Source organism: Aliarcobacter cryaerophilus ATCC 43158 (assembly GCF_003660105.1).
In the GTDB taxonomy this organism is placed as follows: Bacteria; Campylobacterota; Campylobacteria; order Campylobacterales; family Arcobacteraceae; genus Aliarcobacter; species Aliarcobacter cryaerophilus.
Map to the genome: position 1 here is coordinate 933,243 of NZ_CP032823.1, position 17,862 is coordinate 951,104.

Annotated in this window: 15 protein-coding genes; 12 read left to right on the top strand and 3 right to left on the bottom strand. The window is 26.6% G+C overall.

The annotated features are described in order from the left end of the window. The first annotated feature begins 4 nt into the window (after positions 1-4). The 4 genes from ACRYA_RS04665 to ACRYA_RS04680 are packed head-to-tail and all read left to right on the top strand — an operon-like array spanning position 5 to position 4,319. Positions 5-1,864 carry a TonB-dependent receptor plug domain-containing protein gene (locus ACRYA_RS04665; RefSeq protein ID WP_105917406.1) on the top strand — a complete coding sequence of 620 codons (1,860 nt, stop codon included), beginning with the start codon at positions 5-7 and terminating at the stop codon, positions 1,862-1,864. Position 1,865: 1 nt separating this feature from the next. Then, the gene (locus ACRYA_RS04670; RefSeq protein WP_105917407.1) at positions 1,866-2,699 is read left to right on the top strand and encodes an ABC transporter substrate-binding protein; all 834 of its coding nucleotides are present in this window, start codon (positions 1,866-1,868) and stop codon (positions 2,697-2,699) included. Beyond that, the gene (locus ACRYA_RS04675) at positions 2,674-3,375 is read left to right on the top strand and encodes an ATP-binding cassette domain-containing protein (RefSeq protein ID WP_105917408.1); all 702 of its coding nucleotides are present in this window, start codon (positions 2,674-2,676) and stop codon (positions 3,373-3,375) included. Before ACRYA_RS04670 ends, ACRYA_RS04675 begins: the two co-directional genes overlap by 26 nt. Next, a complete protein-coding gene (locus ACRYA_RS04680) occupies positions 3,372-4,319 on the top strand; it encodes a FecCD family ABC transporter permease (RefSeq protein WP_105917409.1) in 948 nt (315 codons plus the stop codon). Before ACRYA_RS04675 ends, ACRYA_RS04680 begins: the two co-directional genes overlap by 4 nt. Positions 4,320-4,329: 10 nt before the next feature. On the opposite strand, the gene ACRYA_RS04685 is transcribed toward ACRYA_RS04680, so the two are convergent. Beyond that, positions 4,330-4,827, bottom strand: coding sequence for a SixA phosphatase family protein (locus ACRYA_RS04685; RefSeq protein WP_105917410.1), 498 nt, complete (start codon positions 4,825-4,827; stop codon positions 4,330-4,332). 83 nt (positions 4,828-4,910) lie between these two features. Between ACRYA_RS04685 and ACRYA_RS04690 the strand changes: the two genes are divergently transcribed. The 8 genes from ACRYA_RS04690 to mog all read left to right on the top strand — a co-directional run bounded on the left by ACRYA_RS04690 (position 4,911) and on the right by mog (position 13,983). Further along, positions 4,911-5,510 carry a transglutaminase-like cysteine peptidase gene (locus tag ACRYA_RS04690; protein WP_105917411.1) on the top strand — a complete coding sequence of 200 codons (600 nt, stop codon included), beginning with the start codon at positions 4,911-4,913 and terminating at the stop codon, positions 5,508-5,510. After that, positions 5,507-7,381 (top strand): bifunctional diguanylate cyclase/phosphodiesterase, encoded by a 1,875-nt coding sequence (locus tag ACRYA_RS04695; RefSeq protein WP_105917412.1) that lies wholly within the window; start codon positions 5,507-5,509, stop codon positions 7,379-7,381. Before ACRYA_RS04690 ends, ACRYA_RS04695 begins: the two co-directional genes overlap by 4 nt. An 85-nt stretch (positions 7,382-7,466) precedes the next feature. Then, complete coding sequence (aroB, locus tag ACRYA_RS04700) at positions 7,467-8,501, top strand: 3-dehydroquinate synthase (protein ID WP_105917413.1); 1,035 nt, start codon at positions 7,467-7,469, stop codon at positions 8,499-8,501. Beyond that, complete coding sequence (locus ACRYA_RS04705) at positions 8,502-10,184, top strand: mechanosensitive ion channel family protein (RefSeq protein WP_228199788.1); 1,683 nt, start codon at positions 8,502-8,504, stop codon at positions 10,182-10,184. It begins immediately after the preceding gene. A gap of 12 nt (positions 10,185-10,196) precedes the next feature. After that, on the top strand, positions 10,197-11,474 hold the full coding sequence (mtaB, locus tag ACRYA_RS04710) for a tRNA (N(6)-L-threonylcarbamoyladenosine(37)-C(2))-methylthiotransferase MtaB (RefSeq protein WP_105917414.1): 1,278 nt from the start codon (positions 10,197-10,199) through the stop codon (positions 11,472-11,474). Beyond that, positions 11,455-12,939, top strand: a complete 1,485-nt coding sequence (locus tag ACRYA_RS04715) for an AAA family ATPase (RefSeq protein ID WP_105917415.1) — start codon at positions 11,455-11,457, stop codon at positions 12,937-12,939. Before mtaB ends, ACRYA_RS04715 begins: the two co-directional genes overlap by 20 nt. Then, positions 12,926-13,441 carry a pimelyl-ACP methyl ester esterase BioV gene (gene bioV, locus ACRYA_RS04720; protein WP_306303061.1) on the top strand — a complete coding sequence of 172 codons (516 nt, stop codon included), beginning with the start codon at positions 12,926-12,928 and terminating at the stop codon, positions 13,439-13,441. Before ACRYA_RS04715 ends, bioV begins: the two co-directional genes overlap by 14 nt. Next, entirely contained in the window at positions 13,438-13,983 is a 546-nt protein-coding gene (mog, locus tag ACRYA_RS04725; RefSeq protein ID WP_105917417.1) for a molybdopterin adenylyltransferase, read from the top strand. Before bioV ends, mog begins: the two co-directional genes overlap by 4 nt. A 7-nt stretch (positions 13,984-13,990) precedes the next feature. Here the strand turns inward: mog and ACRYA_RS04730 are convergent, their stop codons facing one another. Next, complete coding sequence (locus tag ACRYA_RS04730) at positions 13,991-15,196, bottom strand: ABC transporter permease (RefSeq protein ID WP_105917418.1); 1,206 nt, start codon at positions 15,194-15,196, stop codon at positions 13,991-13,993. 1 nt (position 15,197) lies between these two features. Continuing rightward, positions 15,198-17,804, bottom strand: a complete 2,607-nt coding sequence (gene secA, locus ACRYA_RS04735; protein ID WP_105917419.1) for a preprotein translocase subunit SecA — start codon at positions 17,802-17,804, stop codon at positions 15,198-15,200. Positions 17,805-17,862: the final 58 nt, after the last annotated feature.

Sequence of the window (17,862 nt, forward strand, 5' to 3'; positions counted from 1 at the left end):
AAAAATGCAAAAAATAAATATAAGCTTAGTTGCAAGCTTTTTAATAGCAACAAATTTATACTCACAACAAACAAACTCTTTGGATGAAATTACTATTTCAAGTGCTACAAAATCAGAAGAAAAATTAAAAAATGTTACAGCCAATGTCGATGTTATAACAGCAGAAGATATTGAGTCAAGAAAGTTTAAAACAGTTATCGAGGCTTTAAATAGTTTATCAGGTGTTAGTATTTCAAGCAATGGTGGAATTGGAACTTTAAGTCAAGTTTACTTAAGAGGAATGAAAAGTGAAAATACTTTAGTTTTAATCGATGGAATAAGATATAACAATCCTTATAATGGTTCAGTTGATTTTGCACATTTAATGATAAATGATATTGAAAGAATAGAAGTTCTAAAAGGTGCTCAAAGTAGTGTTTGGGGTGCAGATGCTAGTGCTGGAGTTATAAATATTATTACAAAATCAGCAAAAGATGGAACTTTTGGAAATGCAAGCGCTGAATATGGAAGATATGACTCAAAAATATCAAAGGCTACAATTTCTCATAAAAATAAAAATTTTGATGCAAAACTTAGTGCAACTAGAGTTGATACAGATGGATTTTCAGCCATTTCACCAAAAAGTAATGAAGCAAAAAAATATGAAGATGATGGATATAAAAATACAACAGTAGATTTAAAATTAGGATACAACTTTGATGATAATAATAGATTAAGTGCTAGTTATGGAATAGTTGATGCAAAAACAAAGTTTGATGATATGCTTTCAGATGCTAGTTATAACCCTGATATCATAGCTTCTGCAAACTCAAAAGCTGAAACAAAAACTAGAAATAGTATAGCAAGTTTAAATTATGAAAATAAAAATATTTTTGCAACTACAAATATTTATACAAACTATTCAAGATTTAAAAATGAAACTAAAACTGAGGTTGGATTTAATGATTCTAAAAATAAAACAGATATAAAAGAATATGGTATTAAATCAACTATTCCATACTTAGAAGACTCTTCGTCACTTACAGTTGGAGCAGAGTATAAAGACTTTGAAGATAAAGAAGATATCAATAGAAAATATAATAGTAAAGCTATTTATTTTACAAATACAAATAAGTTTTTTAGCGATAAAACAATACTTTCACAGGCTTTAAGATATGACAAATACAGTGATTTTGATAATAAAACAACAGGAAAAATAGGAATTAAACAATATATTATAGATGAGTTAAATATTAGTTCAAACTATGGTACAGGATATAATACGCCTTCTTTTATACAATTATATAAAACATCTTGGGGTGGAAATCCAGACTTAAATCCTGAAAAAACAAAATCTTATGATGTTGGGTTTGAATACAAAGGTTTTTCTGTAACGTACTTTAATACAAAAGTTAATAATTTAATGGTATCAAATGCAAGTACATCTTGGAAATATAAAAATATCGAAGGAGATAGTAAATTTAAGGGAACTGAAATTGCTTATAAAAACTCTATAATTGAAGATGTTTTTATAAATTTAAACTATACAAATCTTAGCGCAAAAGATTCAAAAGATAAAAAACTTCAAAATAGACCTAGCAATAAGTTTAATTTTGGAGTTGATTATTATGGTTTAAAAGATTTTCACTTTAATATAAATGGTGAATATATAGGAACAAGACAGAGTGTTAATTTTGATTATAATAAACCAGATGTAAAAACTGGAAACTATACAGTTTGGAATGCTGTTGTTGATTATGATATTAGCAAAAACTTCTCTACTTATTTAAAGCTTGATAATATTTTAAATAAAGATTATCAAATAGTTGATGGCTATGCAACAAGCCAAAGAGCAGCATTTGTTGGATTGAAGGCTAGTTTCTAAGATGAAAAAAGTACTATATTTTCTACTTTGTTTAAATATTTTAGATGCAAATGAGAGAATTATCACTTTAAGTCCAGCAATAAATGAGATAGCTTTCGCCTTAGGTTTAGGCAATAAAATTATTGCAAATACAGAGTTTTGTGATTTTCCTATTGAGTCAAAAAATATTCAAAAAGTTGGAGGATATGGAAGTGTTAGTTTAGAAAAGGTTGTGAACTTAAATCCAACTATTATATTAAATCAAGATTATGATAAAAAATTAAACCAAAGTTTAAAAGATTTAAATTTTAAAACTTTGGTTTATAAAACAAATAGTTTAGAAGATATTAAGTTTACAATAAAAGATTTAGGTGAAGTTTTTAATAAAAAGGAAGAAGCAAAAAATCTAAATAATCAGATAGAAAATAGTTTAGAATCTTTGAAAAATATTATAGAAAATAAAAAAATTCTTATAGTAATAAGTCCACAAAACACGCTATCTAATCAGATTTTTGTAGCAGGAAATTTTATATATTTTGAAGATATTATAAAATCTAGTAATAATGTTAATGCTTATCAATCTAGTTTAAAATCACAACCTTCAATAAATAGTGAAAAATTAATCACTTTAAATCCAGATATTATTATTTTATTGGCTCCATTTTTAGAAAATGATGAAAAATCTAAAGAAAAATATATAAAAATGTGGGAAAAACTACCAATAAATGCAAGTAAAAAGAAAAATGTCTATATAATAGATAAATTATATTCAGGTATTCCAAGTCATAGAATAAAATATTTTATAGATGATTTTAAAGGTATTTTAGAAGATGTTAGAACTAAAAAATTACAGTAATTTTATTTTAAAAGATATTTCTTTTATTTTAGAAAATAGTCAAAATCTACTTATTTTAGGGGAAAATGGAGCAGGTAAATCTACTTTGGCAAAAGTTTTATCTAATCTTTTACCATCTTCTAATCTTTTTTTTGAAAATAAAAATACAAGAGATTTAAGTTCATATCAAAGAGCAAAATCTATAAATTATATTCCTAGTCGTTTTGAGATATTTGATGAATATTTGACTGTTTTTGAGTATTTAAAATTGTCAATTATAGAAGAAAAAAAAATAGAAGATATAGAAAAAATTATATCTTTACTAAAACTTGAGAATCTAAAATTTAACTCTTGTGTAAATTTAAGTTCAGGAGAGCAGCAACTTTTGCTTCTTGCTGGTGCTTTACTACACAATGCAAATATTACAATTTTTGATGAATTAACTGCAAATTTAGATTTAAATAGAGTAAAAGATGTTTTTGATATTTTAAATTCAAGCTTACTATCTCAAAAAATAGTAATTACACATAACCTTGATTTTGCTTATGCTTTAAAAGATTTCAAAGTACTATTTTTGAAAAAAGGTTCTTTGAAATTTTTTGGTTCTCATAGTGAATTTTTTATACAAGAGAATTTAAATAGATTTTATGGTGAAAATTTAAAACTTTTAGATTCGCATTTGGTACTTGATTTATGAAAAAAATATTATATATTTTTGCTATTTTGATTATATTTATATCTCCTTTTTTAGGAGAAATTACTATAAATATTAAAGATATTTTCTATTTGAATGATAGTTTATCTACTGTTTTCTGGGATTTAAGAGTTCCTAGAGTTATTTTGGCATTTTTTGTAGGTTCAATTTTGGCTTTGGGTGGTTTAATTTTTCAAATAGTTTTTAAAAATGAGTTAATAACTCCATATACTTTAGGAATTGCAAGTGGAACAACACTGTTTTCAGCTATTTCTATAGTTTTTTTTCCATTGATACCACTATTTTTCTCTAGTATTTTTGGATCACTTGTTACTATTTTAATTCTATTTATAATTTCTAAAAAAATAAACTCAAAAAGGCTTATAAGCTCTACAAATTCAATGCTTTTAATAGGAATTGCACTATCGTATTTTTATAGTTCAGCACTTATGCTTATATTTTTTATTAGTAATCTTCAAGAAAACTACTCAATAGTAAGATTTACTTTGGGAAGTCTTGATACAGTTGGATTTCTTGCTCCTTTTGTTGTATCTTTTGTGGCATTTTGTCTTCTGCTTTTTATTTATAAAATGAAAAATAGTATAAATTTACTTCTTATTTCAAATGATATGGCTTTTTTAAAAGGTTTAAATGTAAACAAAATTATTTTGACTTTACTTTTGTTTATTACTATTTGTGTTGGAATTTGTATTAGTTTTACAGGACCTATTGGTTTTGTAGGGCTTGTAATTCCTCATATTGTAAAACTAATCTATAAGCAAAGCGCAACTAAGCTATTTTTTCCAACACTATTTTTTGGTGGAACTTTTTTAGTTTTTTGTGATTTGATTTCAAGAGTTTTACCAACCGCTTCAAGCTTACCAATAGGTGTTGTAACTGCTTTTATTGGAGCTCCGTTTTTTGTATATCTTTTAATACGTAAATAAAACTTTTTAATTAAGATTTATTAAACATTTTTGGATATATAAAAAACTCTAAAATTCCAATTTTTTCTTTAATGTTTTCCCACTTTTTTATATCAAAATTTATTTTTAATACACCACTTGTAGGAATATTCTCTTCAAAGCTTCCAAGTAAAAAAGCTACTAAATCATTAAGTCCAGGATTATGTCCAAATAAAAAAATAGTTTTATATCTATCATCTATATTTTTTATAACTTTTAAAAGATTTTCAAATGGTGCTTCATAAATCGACTCTTCAAAGATAATTTCATTTTTAAAATCAAACTCTTTTAGAAAAAAATCCAAAGTCTGTTTTGTTCTTTTTGAAGGTGAAGAGATTATTAAATCAGGAGTTAATCCTTTTTGTTTTAGGATTTTTGCGATAAAAGGTGCATTTTTTTCACCTCTTTTATTTAAAGGTCTATCAAAATCTTCTAAAAATGGATTATCCCAACTAGATTTTGAATGTCTTATTAAAATCAACTCTTTCATATAAAATCCTTCAATTTTTTTCTGATTTTAGCATATATTTTAGAAAAGAAAAAAATATATTATTTTTTTGATATAATAAATACATGAAAATTTTAATTAGTCTATTTTTTCTACTGTTTTTTACTCTAAATGCTGATTTTGTTGATACTTCTTTGATTGTAAAAGTTGAAGAAAAGTATGGAAAATTTGCAAAAAATAGATTTATTGCATTAAATACTATGTTGGAAAAAAGCAAAAGCTCTGATTTAAGAACAAAGCTAGAAAAGGTAAATGATTTTTTCAATGGTATAAAATATGCGAGCGATCAAACTGTTTATGGCAATAGTGATTATTGGGCAAATCCTTATGAATTTTTAGCAAAAGACAAAGGAGACTGTGAAGATTATGCAATTGCAAAATATCTCGCACTTGAGTATTTAGGAGTTCCAACTTCTAAAATGTTTTTATCTTATGTTAGAGTTAAATCTTCAAATGAAGCACATATGGTTTTGACATATTTTGAAACACCAAGTTCTGAGCCATTAGTTTTAGATAATATAAGAAAAACTATACAACCAGCTTCAAAACGAGATGATTTAATACCAGTTTTCAACTTTAATCCAAATATTTTAAAAGGTGAAAAAACAGCTGCTCACAGAAAGTGGGATACATTAATTAAAGATTATAAAGGAAAAAAAATATGAGTTTATTAAAGCAAGTTTCTATCGTTCTTGGTTTTATCTTTTTGATACTTTTTGTATCTATTATTGGTCTATCTTTTAATATTATAAAAGATTCATCTGCAAAATCTTTGTATGAAAATGTACAAAATAGTGTTACAAGTACTAGTTTATCAATAACAAATGCAGGAGTTGATGAAGGAACTATAAAAACAGTTATGAATGCAGCTTTTGATAATGGAAATTATGAAAAAATTGTGTTTAAAAATATTAATGATGAGATAGTTTATGAATTAAAAAAAGATTTAATAATAAGTGATGAGATACCGCATTGGTTTATCAATATTGTAGATACTGGTGAAATTTCAGCACTAGCAAGTATTTCAGAAGGATGGAATGTTTTAGGAGTTTTAGAAATTTATGCCGATAGAGCTATTTACTATAATCAAACATATAGTATGTTTATAAAACTTTTACAATCTTTGGCGTTTAGTTTTGTTGTTTTGATGATTATTTTATCTATATTTTTTAATTTTATTTTAAAGCCATTAAGAACAATAAATAATCAAGCAAAAGCCGTAATGAATAATGAGTTTATACTTTCAACTGAAAAACCTTTTACAGATGAGTTTAAAACTCTAACAACTAGTATAAATAGCATGATTTCTAAATTTGAGAAAATGTTTCAAAATACAAATGAAGTATTAAAGACAAATAAAGAGCTTCTTTATTTTGATGAAACAACAAAAATAAATAATAGAAAGTATTTTATATTAAAAGCGAATGAGTATTTAGATAAAGATAGCTCAAATAACAAAGGTTTTATAGTATCTATTGCAATAAAGCTTGATGTAATAAACAAAACTTATGGATTTATAAAAACAAATGAGATTTTATTTAAATTAGCTTCAAAGATAAAAAATAGTTTTGATGGAGATCATGATATTGTTGTTAGAATGAATGGCTCAGAGTTTTTAGCACTTGTTCCAAATGCTAAAGAAGATGATATAAAAAACTCTTTAGAAAAACTAATAATTGATTTAAAAGCTATAGTAGAGCTTGAAGATAATATTTTTATAGGTCTTTGTAAATATGAAAATGAAGAGAGTTTAAGAACTCTATTTACTAAGATAGATTATACACTTTCTCAAGCAAAAGTAAATAGTGATAAAGATTATTTTTATGTAACTCATATGGAAAATATTAAAACAAAAGAAGAGTGGATAAATATATTAAATGTCTCTTTAAAAGAGGAGTTTTTTAGACTTATTCATAGAGATATTGTTGATATTAATTCAAAAGAAGAGTATTTGAAAACTATTAGTTTTGAGCTTGATTTTAAAGGAGAGACTATTAGATATGGTGAATTTATAGCTTCTGTTTTAGAACAAAATAGATTAGATGAAGTATATTTGCATATAATTGAAAAAGTTTTCAAACAAAATAAAGCAAATGAGTTTTTATCAATACAACTTCCTACTTTATTTATAGAAAAATTAAGTAGTTATGCAAATCTAAAAGAGTTATTAAATAAATATAAACATATCTCAAAAAATATTATTTTTGAAATTGAAGAAGAAGCATTTAATAAAAATTTCAATAGTACTTTGATGTATATTTCACTATTTAAAGAGTTTGGTTTTAACTTTGCTATATTTAATTTTATTGCAAATAGTGATGATTATAACTATTTAAAAGAGTTAAGACCACTTTATATTAAAGCTTCTAAATTCTTCTTGCTTGAATCAAGACAGAGCTTAAATATGTTAAAAATACTTACTCAGTCTTTAGATATTAAAATTGTTGCTACAAGTGTTGATGAAATTGAAGAGATAAAAACTTTAGAAGAGATAGGAATAAATGCAATTTCTGGTGCTGTTATGTCAAAATTATAGAAACTACTATTTGACCAAAAAAAGGCTTTTTTTAGCTTTTTTTGGTTAATATCTATTTCTACTTATATCAAATGAAAGATAAATTATGATTGTAAAAATAGACTTAACAAATGATAATTCATACGAAATTTATATCGAAAAATTAAAAGCTTTGAGCTTTGATAGAAAAGTTGTTGTTGTTACCAATCCTACGGTTGCTGGTTTTCATTTAGAGTATTTAAAATCGAAATTAACAGCAAAAGAGCTATTTGTTTGCACAATCAAAGATGGTGAAGAGTATAAAAATATGCAAACTTTAGAAGATATTTTAAGTTCATGCTTTGAAGCAAAACTTGATAGAAAATCTCTTCTTATTGCCTTTGGTGGCGGTGTAATTGGAGATATGACTGGTTTTGCTGCATCAATTTATCAAAGAGGAATTGATTTTATTCAAATTCCAACTACACTTTTATCACAAGTAGATGCAAGTGTTGGTGGAAAAACAGGAATAAATAACAAATATGGAAAAAACCTAGTAGGAACTTTTCATCAGCCAAAAGCTGTTTATATTGATTCATACTTTTTAAAAACTCTTCCAAAAAGAGAGTTAGGAGCTGGAATTTCTGAAATTATAAAAATGGCTGTTTGTTTCAATAAAGATTTTTTTAGTTGGCTTGAAAATAATGATTTAAGAGATGAAAAAAATATTGATGTAGCTATACAAAAATCAGTACAAACAAAAGCTTATGTGGTAAGTGTTGATGAGAAAGAGCAAGGATTAAGAGCTGCATTAAATTATGGGCACACTTTTGGACATGTTATAGAAAATATTACAAATTATAAAACATATCTTCATGGTGAAGCTGTTGGAATTGGAATGTGTATGGCAAATTCTCTAGCTGTTAAACTTGGTTTTATGAGTAAGGAAGATGAAAAAAGAGTAGAAAATTTACTTAAAAAATATGATATTCCAACAACTTTTAAAATAAGTGATGTTGAAGATTTTTATGAGCATTTTTTCTTGGACAAAAAGTCTAGTAATAGTAAGATTAAATTTATTTTACCTCTTGGAATTGGTGATTGTAAAATTACAGATGAGATAAAAAAAGATGATGTTATTGAAATTTTAAAAGGATTTTAATTGTTTAAAAAGATATTTATTTTAATACTTTTTCTAGTTGGTACTACAGTTTTAAATGCAAATCAAGAGAACACAAATGATACAAAAATAGAAAAAGTAGATCAAAAAAAAGGTTCTTCAAAAAATAGTCAAAAAAAAGATGAAAATATTTTAGATATTGAAAATATGGTTGAAGCAAATATCTTATTGGAGAAAATAAATAAGATAGAGTCTGGATTTAAAGATAATATTCTTTTGAAAAGATACTCAAATTATCTATCGTATAGTAAAATATCAGCTGATTTAGAGCAACTAAAAGATAGTTTAAAGAGAAAAAACCATTTAAGTGATGAGCTTGAGTATCAACTTTTAAATAAAATTAGAGTAAAAGAGAATGAACTAGAGTTGATAAGTGAATATAAAGGTTCACCAATAGGAAGTTTGATAAATCCACCAGAAATTGAAATAGTTGAAAAAATTACAAATCCTTTTGGAATAATTAATGCTTTATCAAGTATAAAAAAGATGGAAGATAGTAAACAACAATTTACTAGTTTAGAAGCACAATTAGAAGTTTTATCAAAAAATATTCAAGAAGAGCTTGATAGCTATAGAAATCTATATGTTTTAGAGCCAAAAGATGAGTATAAAGAAAAAATAGTATTTTTAGATAAACAAAAAAGAGATTTTGAGATTGTTTTAGACATTGTAAGTACAACGCAAGAGGTTTATGGAAGAAAGATTGAGCAGGTTATTTTAGAGATAAAAAATCAAATATCTCAACAAGTACAAAAAATACTTTTGATATTTGCCATTATTGTAATTATGCTTATAGTTTCATTTTTAGTTAAATTAACACTAAAAAGATATTTTTCTCAGAATGAAAATTATTATATGGTAAATAAAATTATAAATTTCACATTGGCTTTTTTAGTTTTAATGCTTCTCCTTTTCTCTTATATTGATAATGTTTCATATCTTGTAACAATCTTAGGATTTGCATCTGCTGGTATTGCTATTGCTTTAAAAGATTGGTTTATGTCTATTTTTGGTTGGTTGGTTATTGTAACTTCTGGTTTTATTCAAGTTGGAGATAGAATTCGTGTTACAAAAGGAGATGTAGAAACTGTTGGAGATGTTTTAGATATTTCTTTATTTAAAATTACTATAAAAGAAGATGTTACACTGGTTTCATATATGAAAAATAGAAGAGCTGGAAGAATTTTCTTTGTACCAAATAACTATATTTTTTCTGAACTTATTGCAAATTATAGCCATAGTGAATTAAAAACAGTTTGGGATGGAATTGACATAACTTTAACTTTTGATTCAAATTTTAAAAAAGCTCAAAAGATTATTAGAGACATCTTAAAACACTATTCAAAAGGTTATAGTGATATTACAAGAAAACAGCTTTCAAAAATGAGAAATAAATATCAACTTAGAGCAACTGGAGTTGAACCACGAGTATTTACTCTAATAGAACCATATGGAATGGTTATTTCTGGTTGGTATCTTACAAACTCTTTTGCAGCTCTTGTTTTAAGAAGTACTATTTGTGCTGAAATACTTGAAGCTTTAATGAAAGAGGATGATATACATATAGCTTATCCAACTCAACAAATAAATATAAATAAAACTTCAAATCCTTATGGTCCAGCATCAAAAATGCCAAAAGAAGAGTTTGAAGTACATGATAATTAGGATAAATATTTTATGAATTTTAGTGAACATAGACCAAAGGTTTTTTTTAAGACTTTTGGTTGTAGAACAAATATTTTTGATACACAAGTAATGATTAGTAACCTAAAAGATTTTGATATAACAAATAACGAAAAAGAAGCAAATGTTGTTATAATAAACTCTTGTACAGTTACAAATAGTGCAGATACAACAGCTAGAAGCTATATAAATGGTTTAAAAAAACTTGAAAACTCTCCAAAAGTAATATTTACAGGTTGTGGAACAAGAACAAAAGGTGAGAAACTTTTTGGAGAAAATAAAATTGATGGACTTTTTGGTTCAAGTGAAAAAGAGAATATTAATGAACTTTTAAAATTAGATGATAAATTCTATAAACTTGGTGATTTAAATAGTCTTGATACAACTGTTGTTGAAGAGTTTGTTGGAAAAAGTAGGGCTTTTATAAAAATACAAGAAGGGTGTGATTTTAGATGTTCATATTGTATTATCCCTCATGTAAGAGGTGACGCTAGAAGTTATGAAGAGAGTGTTATTTTAAATCAAGTGCAAACTTTAGCAAATAATGGTTTTAGTGAGTTTATTTTAACAGGTACAAATGTAGGAAGCTATGGTAAAAAAATGCATACTTCATTAGCAAAACTTCTAAAAAAAATGGCACTTATAAAAGGTGTTAAGCGAATAAGAATGGGAAGTATAGAGCCTATTCAAATTGATGATGAGTTTAAAGAGCTTATAAATGAGCCATTTATGGCAAAACATCTTCATATAGCACTTCAACACACTTCAAAAGATATGTTAAAAATTATGAATAGACGAAATAAAGTTTTAAGTGATTTAGAACTTTTTGAATTTTTAAGTTCAAATGGATATGCTTTGGGAACTGATTTTATAGTTGGTCATCCAGGAGAAACGAAAGAACTTTGGAGTGAGGCTATGAAAAATTTAAATAATTTTCCACTAACTCATATTCATGCTTTTACATATTCAAAAAGAGATGGAACACCAAGTGCTTCTATGAAAAATATTGTAAAAGGCGATATCGCAAAAGATAGATATATTGAACTTGTAGAGATAATTAAGCAAAAGAATTATGAGTTTAGACAAAATATAAAGAAAAATAAAGTTAAACTAGAAGTTTTAGTTGAGCAAGAAAAAAATGGTAAGTATTTAGGATTTGATCAGTTTTTTAATCAAGTTGAGATAATTTCAAATGAAGATTTGGTATCAGATTGGTTAAATTTAGAAGATTACAAAGTGGAGTTTAATAAAAATGAAGCAAGATTTAAATAATAAAAATATAGATAAAAACTTTAAGTTAATGGTTTTATCAGCCATAGTTTTGGTTGTTTTATTTTCATATACAATCTATAAAAGCAGTACAAATATTCAAGGAATAAGTTATTATATTGGAGTTGGTTTTTTATTTATCTTACTTATTTTATCATTTGTATTAAGAGCTAAACAAGATAAAATAAGAGATTATTTCCTTAAAAAAAGAGGCTTAAAGCAAGAAAACTCTGCTTTTGAAAAAGAACTTCAAGAAAAAAGCTTAGCTTCTAGTGATTCTAAAAATATTGATTTTACAATAAAACCTGTTAGTTCAAATATTACTTTTAAAGATATTGCTGGAATTAAAGAGATAAAAGAGGAGCTTGAAGAGATTGTTGATTTTTTAAATAATCCTAAAAAGTATCAAAAATTTGGTGTAAAACTTCCAAAAGGTGTTTTACTGGTTGGTCCTCCTGGTGTTGGAAAAACTCTTATCGCAAGAGCAGTTGCAGGAGAGGCTCAAGTTCCTTTTTTTTATCAAAGTGGAGCTAGTTTTGTTCATATTTATGTTGGAATGGGTGCAAAAAAAGTACGAGAACTTTTCTCAAGTGCAAAAATAAATGCGCCATCAATTGTATTTATAGATGAAATAGACGCAGTTGGAAAGATGAGAAGTGGAAAATCAAATGATGAGAGAGAATCTACTTTAAATGAACTTTTAACTCAAATGGATGGATTTGATGGAGAAAGTGGTGTAATAGTAATTGCTGCAACAAATAAGATAGAAGTTTTAGATGATGCACTTTTAAGAGCAGGTAGATTTGATAGAAGATTGTATGTTGGATTACCTAATATGGAAGATAGAAGAAATATTTTAGATCTTTATTTAAAAGATGTTAAATATGAGATAAATATTCTTAAGCTTTCAAATGAAACATCAGGTTTTAGTTCAGCTGCATTAGCAACATTAGTAAATGAAGCTCTTTTAAATATGATAAAAAATAATAATAAAGTATTAAGTGAAAATGATATTGAAATCGCAAAAAATAAGCTAGAGTTTGGTAAAAAACAGCTTAAGATTCTTGATAGTGAGCAAAAAGAGATTCTAGCAATTTATCAAACTTGTAAGGCGTATATTACAAAATCAAAAGTAAATTTACTAGAAGAGGGCGTAAAAAAAATAAACAAAGTATTTTTATCTTTTGAAGAGTTGCAAGAGAATATAAAAAGAGAATTATCAGGAAGTGTTGGACTTGAGCTAATAAAAAATAAAAAATTTGCAATAGGTGAAGATGATATAAAAAGAGCAGAAGATATTGCAGTGTTGATGGTAGAAAAATATAAAATGGCAAAAGATAGCAAAGATATAATTTTTAATGCAAAAGAGAGTCTAAAGCTTGAATTTTCGCAAAACATTGATAAAATAAACAACTTAAAAGATATTATGCTTAAAAATGAGGTAATAACTCTTGATGATTTGCAATAACTTTCATAGTGGATTTTGTTTTAAAAATGAGTGTAAACTTTTCAAAGATTATTTGGAAATAGGGGATTTTATAATCTCTGGATTTTCATATGGAGCTATCAAAGCTTTTAAACAGGCTTTAGAAAGTAAAACAAGATTGGATAAACTTCAACTCTTTTCACCATCTTTTTTTCAAAATAAAGATGAAAAATTTAAAAAAATGCAAAAATTATTTTTCAAAAAAGATAAAGATACTTATATAAATAATTTCTTAGAAAATGTAAAATATCCGCAAAACAAGGATATAAAAGAGTATTTAAACATAGGAAAATATGAAGAGTTAGATGAACTATTAGAGTTTATTTGGAAAAAAGAAGATTTTGAAGAGTTAAAGTCTAAGGGTTTGAAAATAGAAGTTTTTTTAGGCGAAAATGACAAAATAATTGATAGTTCTGTTGCAAAAGATTTTTTTAAAGATTTTGCAACAGTTTATTATTTTAAAGATAAAGGACATTTACTATGAGTGAAGAGATAAAAAAAATAGCAAAAATTGGAATAGTTACTACAAGTGATAGAGCAAGTGCTGGAATATATGAAGATTTATCAGGAAAAGCTATTATTGATACTTTAAATGATTATTTAAAATCTCCTTGGCAAGAAGTTTATAGATGTATAAGTGATGATAAGGCAACTATTGAAGAGACTTTAAAAGAGTTAGTTGATATTGAACATTGTTGTTTAGTCGTAACAACAGGAGGAACAGGACCTTCACTTAGAGATGTAACTCCAGAAGCAACTGAAGCTGTATGTGATAGAATGATGCCAGGTTTTGGTGAGCTTATGAGAAGCGTAAGCTTACAATATGTTCCAACAGCTATTCTTTCAAGACAAACAGCAGGTTTAAGAGGAAGTTCTTTGATTGTAAATCTTCCAGGAAAACCAAAATCAATTAAAGAGTGTCTTGATGCAGTTTTTCCAGCTATTCCATACTGTATAGATTTGATGGAAGGTCCATATTTGGAGACAAAAGAAGATGTTATAAAAGCTTTTAGACCTAAAAAATAGTTTTTATTTATTCATTTCTTAAAACATCAATAACATCTATTTTTGTAGCCCTACTAGCTGGATAAAAAGATGATAATAATACAATAACAATAGACCCAACAACAATATATATAAAATCTGTAACAGCTAAATCTAGTGGTAATTTAGCACTCCCATAAACATCAGCAGGTAAGCTTACTATATCAAAAGTATCAAGTAAAAAATATCCAATAAACCCTAAAATAATACCTAAAATAATACCACCAAAACCAATAGCCATACCAACTTTAAGAAAAATAGATTTTATCTCTTTTGCACTAGTACCCATTGATAAAAGAAGTGCTATCTCTTTTCTTCTACTCATTACAGTCATTAGTAAAGATGAAATTATATTTAATGAAGCAACTAAAATAATTAACATTAAAACTATAAAAAGAGCTGTTTTTTCCATCTTCATAGCAGCAAAAAAGTTTCCATTTTGTTGCCACCAACCAACAACACCAACTCTTTTATCTTGTAAAAAAGTTCTTAGTTTTTCAATATCAACAAAAGCATCATCTGAGTGTACATGAATACCATCGTAAGAGCCAATATCTTTTTGAAGAAGAGTTTGTAAAGCTTCAATAGTTGTGTACATATATGCCTTATCGTACGCACTAAGACCAGAGTTAAATGATGAGATATAGTCAAACCTTTTCATTTTTGGCATAAGTGAAAAACCAGCTGGATTTAACTCTGTAAAATATAGAGTTAATTTACTATTTTGCGTAAGAAGAAGTTTGTCGCTTATTCCAACACCTGTTATTATGTCAAATTTACTAAAATTAAAATCTCTTAAAGCCTCTTTGAAAATAGGGTTAATTTTTGCCTCTTTTTCTGGGATTACTCCAAAAATCATTCCACCACTCATATTGTTTGCGTTTTGAACAATAGCTTGAGTTGATATAAATGGAGAAAATTTAAGATCTTTGAAATTCGCTTCAAGATCTAAGAGTAAATCTTCATTTACACTATTTGCACTTTTTGAGTAGATAGTTAGTGGATAGTTCATAGTAAAAAGTTTTCTTTCAAACTCTTTTGCTGTCCCATTCATAATTGCCATTGATAATATTAGTACCATAACTCCAATAGCAACTCCAATAAAAGCTAAAATAGCACTAATAGAGATAAATGGATTCTTTTTATCAAACTTTAGATACTTTTTAACTATAAAATTTATTAATTCTTTATTCAAATTAAATTCCTGCTACCAAGCCTCTTTTAGGACCACTTTTCCCACAACACTGTTTGTATTTCAATCCACTTCCACAAGGACAAACTTCATTTCGAGATATCTTTTTTTCACTACTTTTTACAGCTTCTTGCGCAAGATTTGTAGTTATATGCTCATTTGACTTTTCCATAGTAGCTTTTATTTTTTCTAGTGCTTCTTGCTCTTCTTTACTTTGAAGTTGGATTGTAAAAAGAATTTTTATAATTTCTAGTTTAATATTTGCAACCAAATCTATAAACATATTATAAGACTCTTTTTTATACTCAACTAGTGGATCTTTTTGGTTATATCCTCTAAGTCCAATTCCAGTTTTAAGAGTGTCCATAGAGTAAAGATGCTCTCTATAAGCATTGTCTAAAATTTGAAGATATAAGATTCTTTCAATTTCAGCTTTTTGTTTCTCTCCTGCTTGGCTCATTTTTTGTTCATAAACATCTTTTAAAATTTGAACTAATCTATTTTCTAAATCTTCATAATCTTCACTTTTTATATCTTCAACTTTTACTATAAAATGAAGTTCCTCTTTAAGTCTTGCTATTAGTTGTTCATAATCAAACTCATCTTCATTTAATACTTGAGTAATATTTAATTCAGACAAAAGATTTTGAACATATTCAACTCTATTTTCATCTATTTTAGAAGTTATGTCATAATCCTCTTTTAGAAGATCATTTCTAAATGCATAAATTACTTTTCTTTGCTCATTTGCAACATCATCATACTCTAAAAGATGTTTTCTACTTTCAAAGTGCATAGCTTCAACTTTCTTTTGAGAGTTTTCAACAGCTCTTGTAACCATTTTTGATTCAATAAACTCTCCTTCTTTTATTCCTAATCTTTCCATAATAGATTTTATTCTATCACTTCCAAATATTCTTAAAAGATTATCTTCTAAACTCAAATAAAATTGAGACTCTCCAACATCACCTTGTCTTCCACTTCTTCCTCGAAGTTGGTTATCAATTCTTCTACTTTCATGTCTTTCTGTTCCAATAATTGCTAATCCACCAAGTTCTAATATTTCAGGTGTTAACTTAATATCAACTCCTCTTCCAGCCATATTTGTAGCAATAGTAACAGCACCTTTTTGACCAGCATCAGCAATTATTTTTCCCTCTTTTTCGTGTTGTTTTGCATTTAAAACAGTATGAGGAATTTTTTTATCTGATAAAATTTTATGAAGTTTTTCACTCTTTTCAATACTTGCAGTTCCCACAAGTACAGGTTGTCCTTTTTCGTGATAATATTTTATTTTTTCACAAACTGCCTCAAACTTTTCTCTTTCACTTTTATAGATTAAATCACTTTTATCAACTCTTTTAACAGCTACATTTGTAGGAATTGATACAACATCAAGATTGTAAATTTGTGCAAATTCTGTTGCCTCTGTTTGGGCTGTTCCTGTCATTCCTGAAAGTTTTTTATACATTCTAAAGTAGTTTTGATATGTTGTATCTGCTAAAGTTTGACTTTCATCTTGAATAGCAACATTTTCTTTTGCTTCAAGTGCTTGGTGAAGTCCTTCACTAAATCTTCTTCCTTCACTAAGTCTTCCTGTAAATTCATCTACAATAATAATTTGATCATCTTTTACAACATAATCAACATCTTTTTGGAAAATATAGTTTGCTTTAAGTGCTTGATCAAGAGAGTGTGATAGCATAGCATTTTCAATAGAGTAAAGATTTTCAACACCAAAAAGCTCTTCTGCTTTTATATGACCATCTTCTGTTAAACTTACAGCTCTATTTTTTTCATCTACAATAAAATGTCCAGTTGTAGTTGGTTTTTCACTAGCATTTTTTGGTTCTATTAATTCTCCACGAACTAATTTTAATGCTATCTCATTTGCTTTTATATAGTTTGAATTTTTGTGATTTGTTGGACCACTAATAATCAAAGGAGTTCTAGCTTCATCTATTAAAATAGAGTCAACTTCATCTACAATTACAAAGTGATGACCTCTTTGAACTTTGTCTTTTAAATCATAAACCATATTATCTCTTAAAAAATCAAAACCATAAGAGCTATTTGTTCCATAAGTAATATCACAATAATATTGTTCTCTTCGTGTATCATCATCTCTTACTGCATCACTCAAAGCACCAACACTGTATCCTAAAAACTCATATAGAGGTTTTAGCTCATTTGCATCTCTAGAGGCTAGATAATCATTTACAGTTACAACATGCACACCTTTTCCGCTTAATGCATTTAAACAAACAGCAATAGCACCAACAAGAGTTTTTCCTTCTCCTGTTTTCATCTCTGCTATATTTCCATCATTTAAAACCATAGCACCAATTAACTGTACATCATAAGGTCTAAGACCTAAACTTCTAACACTAGCCTCTCTTGTTATTGCAAAAACATCTTTTAAAACACTATCCAATGATTTTTCATCGTTTTGTACTTCTTTTTTAAACTCATTAAATTTGGCTTTAAGCTCATCATCGCTTAGCTTTGAGTATATCACTTCCAAATTTGTTATTTCGTTTGCTATATTTTTATATTTTTTTACAACTCTATCATTTCTTGTACCAAAAACTTTTGAAAAAACATTTAACATAAAATTAGTTCCTTTTCGTTATAATGAAGCAATTATTATATATAAAAAAAGGTTAAAA

Excerpts from the sequence above, each read along its gene's own strand:
- ACRYA_RS04695 (WP_105917412.1), top strand. The coding sequence starts at position 5,507 with ATGAGTTTATTAAAGCAAGTTTCTATCGTTCTTGGTTTTATCTTTTTG.
- mog (WP_105917417.1), top strand. The coding sequence starts at position 13,438 with ATGAGTGAAGAGATAAAAAAAATAGCAAAAATTGGAATAGTTACTACA.
- ACRYA_RS04670 (WP_105917407.1), top strand. The coding sequence starts at position 1,866 with ATGAAAAAAGTACTATATTTTCTACTTTGTTTAAATATTTTAGATGCA.
- ACRYA_RS04665 (WP_105917406.1), top strand. The coding sequence starts at position 5 with ATGCAAAAAATAAATATAAGCTTAGTTGCAAGCTTTTTAATAGCAACA.
- ACRYA_RS04685 (WP_105917410.1), bottom strand. The coding sequence starts at position 4,827 with ATGAAAGAGTTGATTTTAATAAGACATTCAAAATCTAGTTGGGATAAT.
- secA (WP_105917419.1), bottom strand. The coding sequence starts at position 17,804 with ATGTTAAATGTTTTTTCAAAAGTTTTTGGTACAAGAAATGATAGAGTT.
- mtaB (WP_105917414.1), top strand. The coding sequence starts at position 10,197 with ATGAATTTTAGTGAACATAGACCAAAGGTTTTTTTTAAGACTTTTGGT.
- bioV (WP_306303061.1), top strand. The coding sequence starts at position 12,926 with ATGATTTGCAATAACTTTCATAGTGGATTTTGTTTTAAAAATGAGTGT.
- ACRYA_RS04690 (WP_105917411.1), top strand. The coding sequence starts at position 4,911 with ATGAAAATTTTAATTAGTCTATTTTTTCTACTGTTTTTTACTCTAAAT.
- ACRYA_RS04715 (WP_105917415.1), top strand. The coding sequence starts at position 11,455 with ATGAAGCAAGATTTAAATAATAAAAATATAGATAAAAACTTTAAGTTA.
- ACRYA_RS04680 (WP_105917409.1), top strand. The coding sequence starts at position 3,372 with ATGAAAAAAATATTATATATTTTTGCTATTTTGATTATATTTATATCT.
- aroB (WP_105917413.1), top strand. The coding sequence starts at position 7,467 with ATGATTGTAAAAATAGACTTAACAAATGATAATTCATACGAAATTTAT.
- ACRYA_RS04675 (WP_105917408.1), top strand. The coding sequence starts at position 2,674 with ATGTTAGAACTAAAAAATTACAGTAATTTTATTTTAAAAGATATTTCT.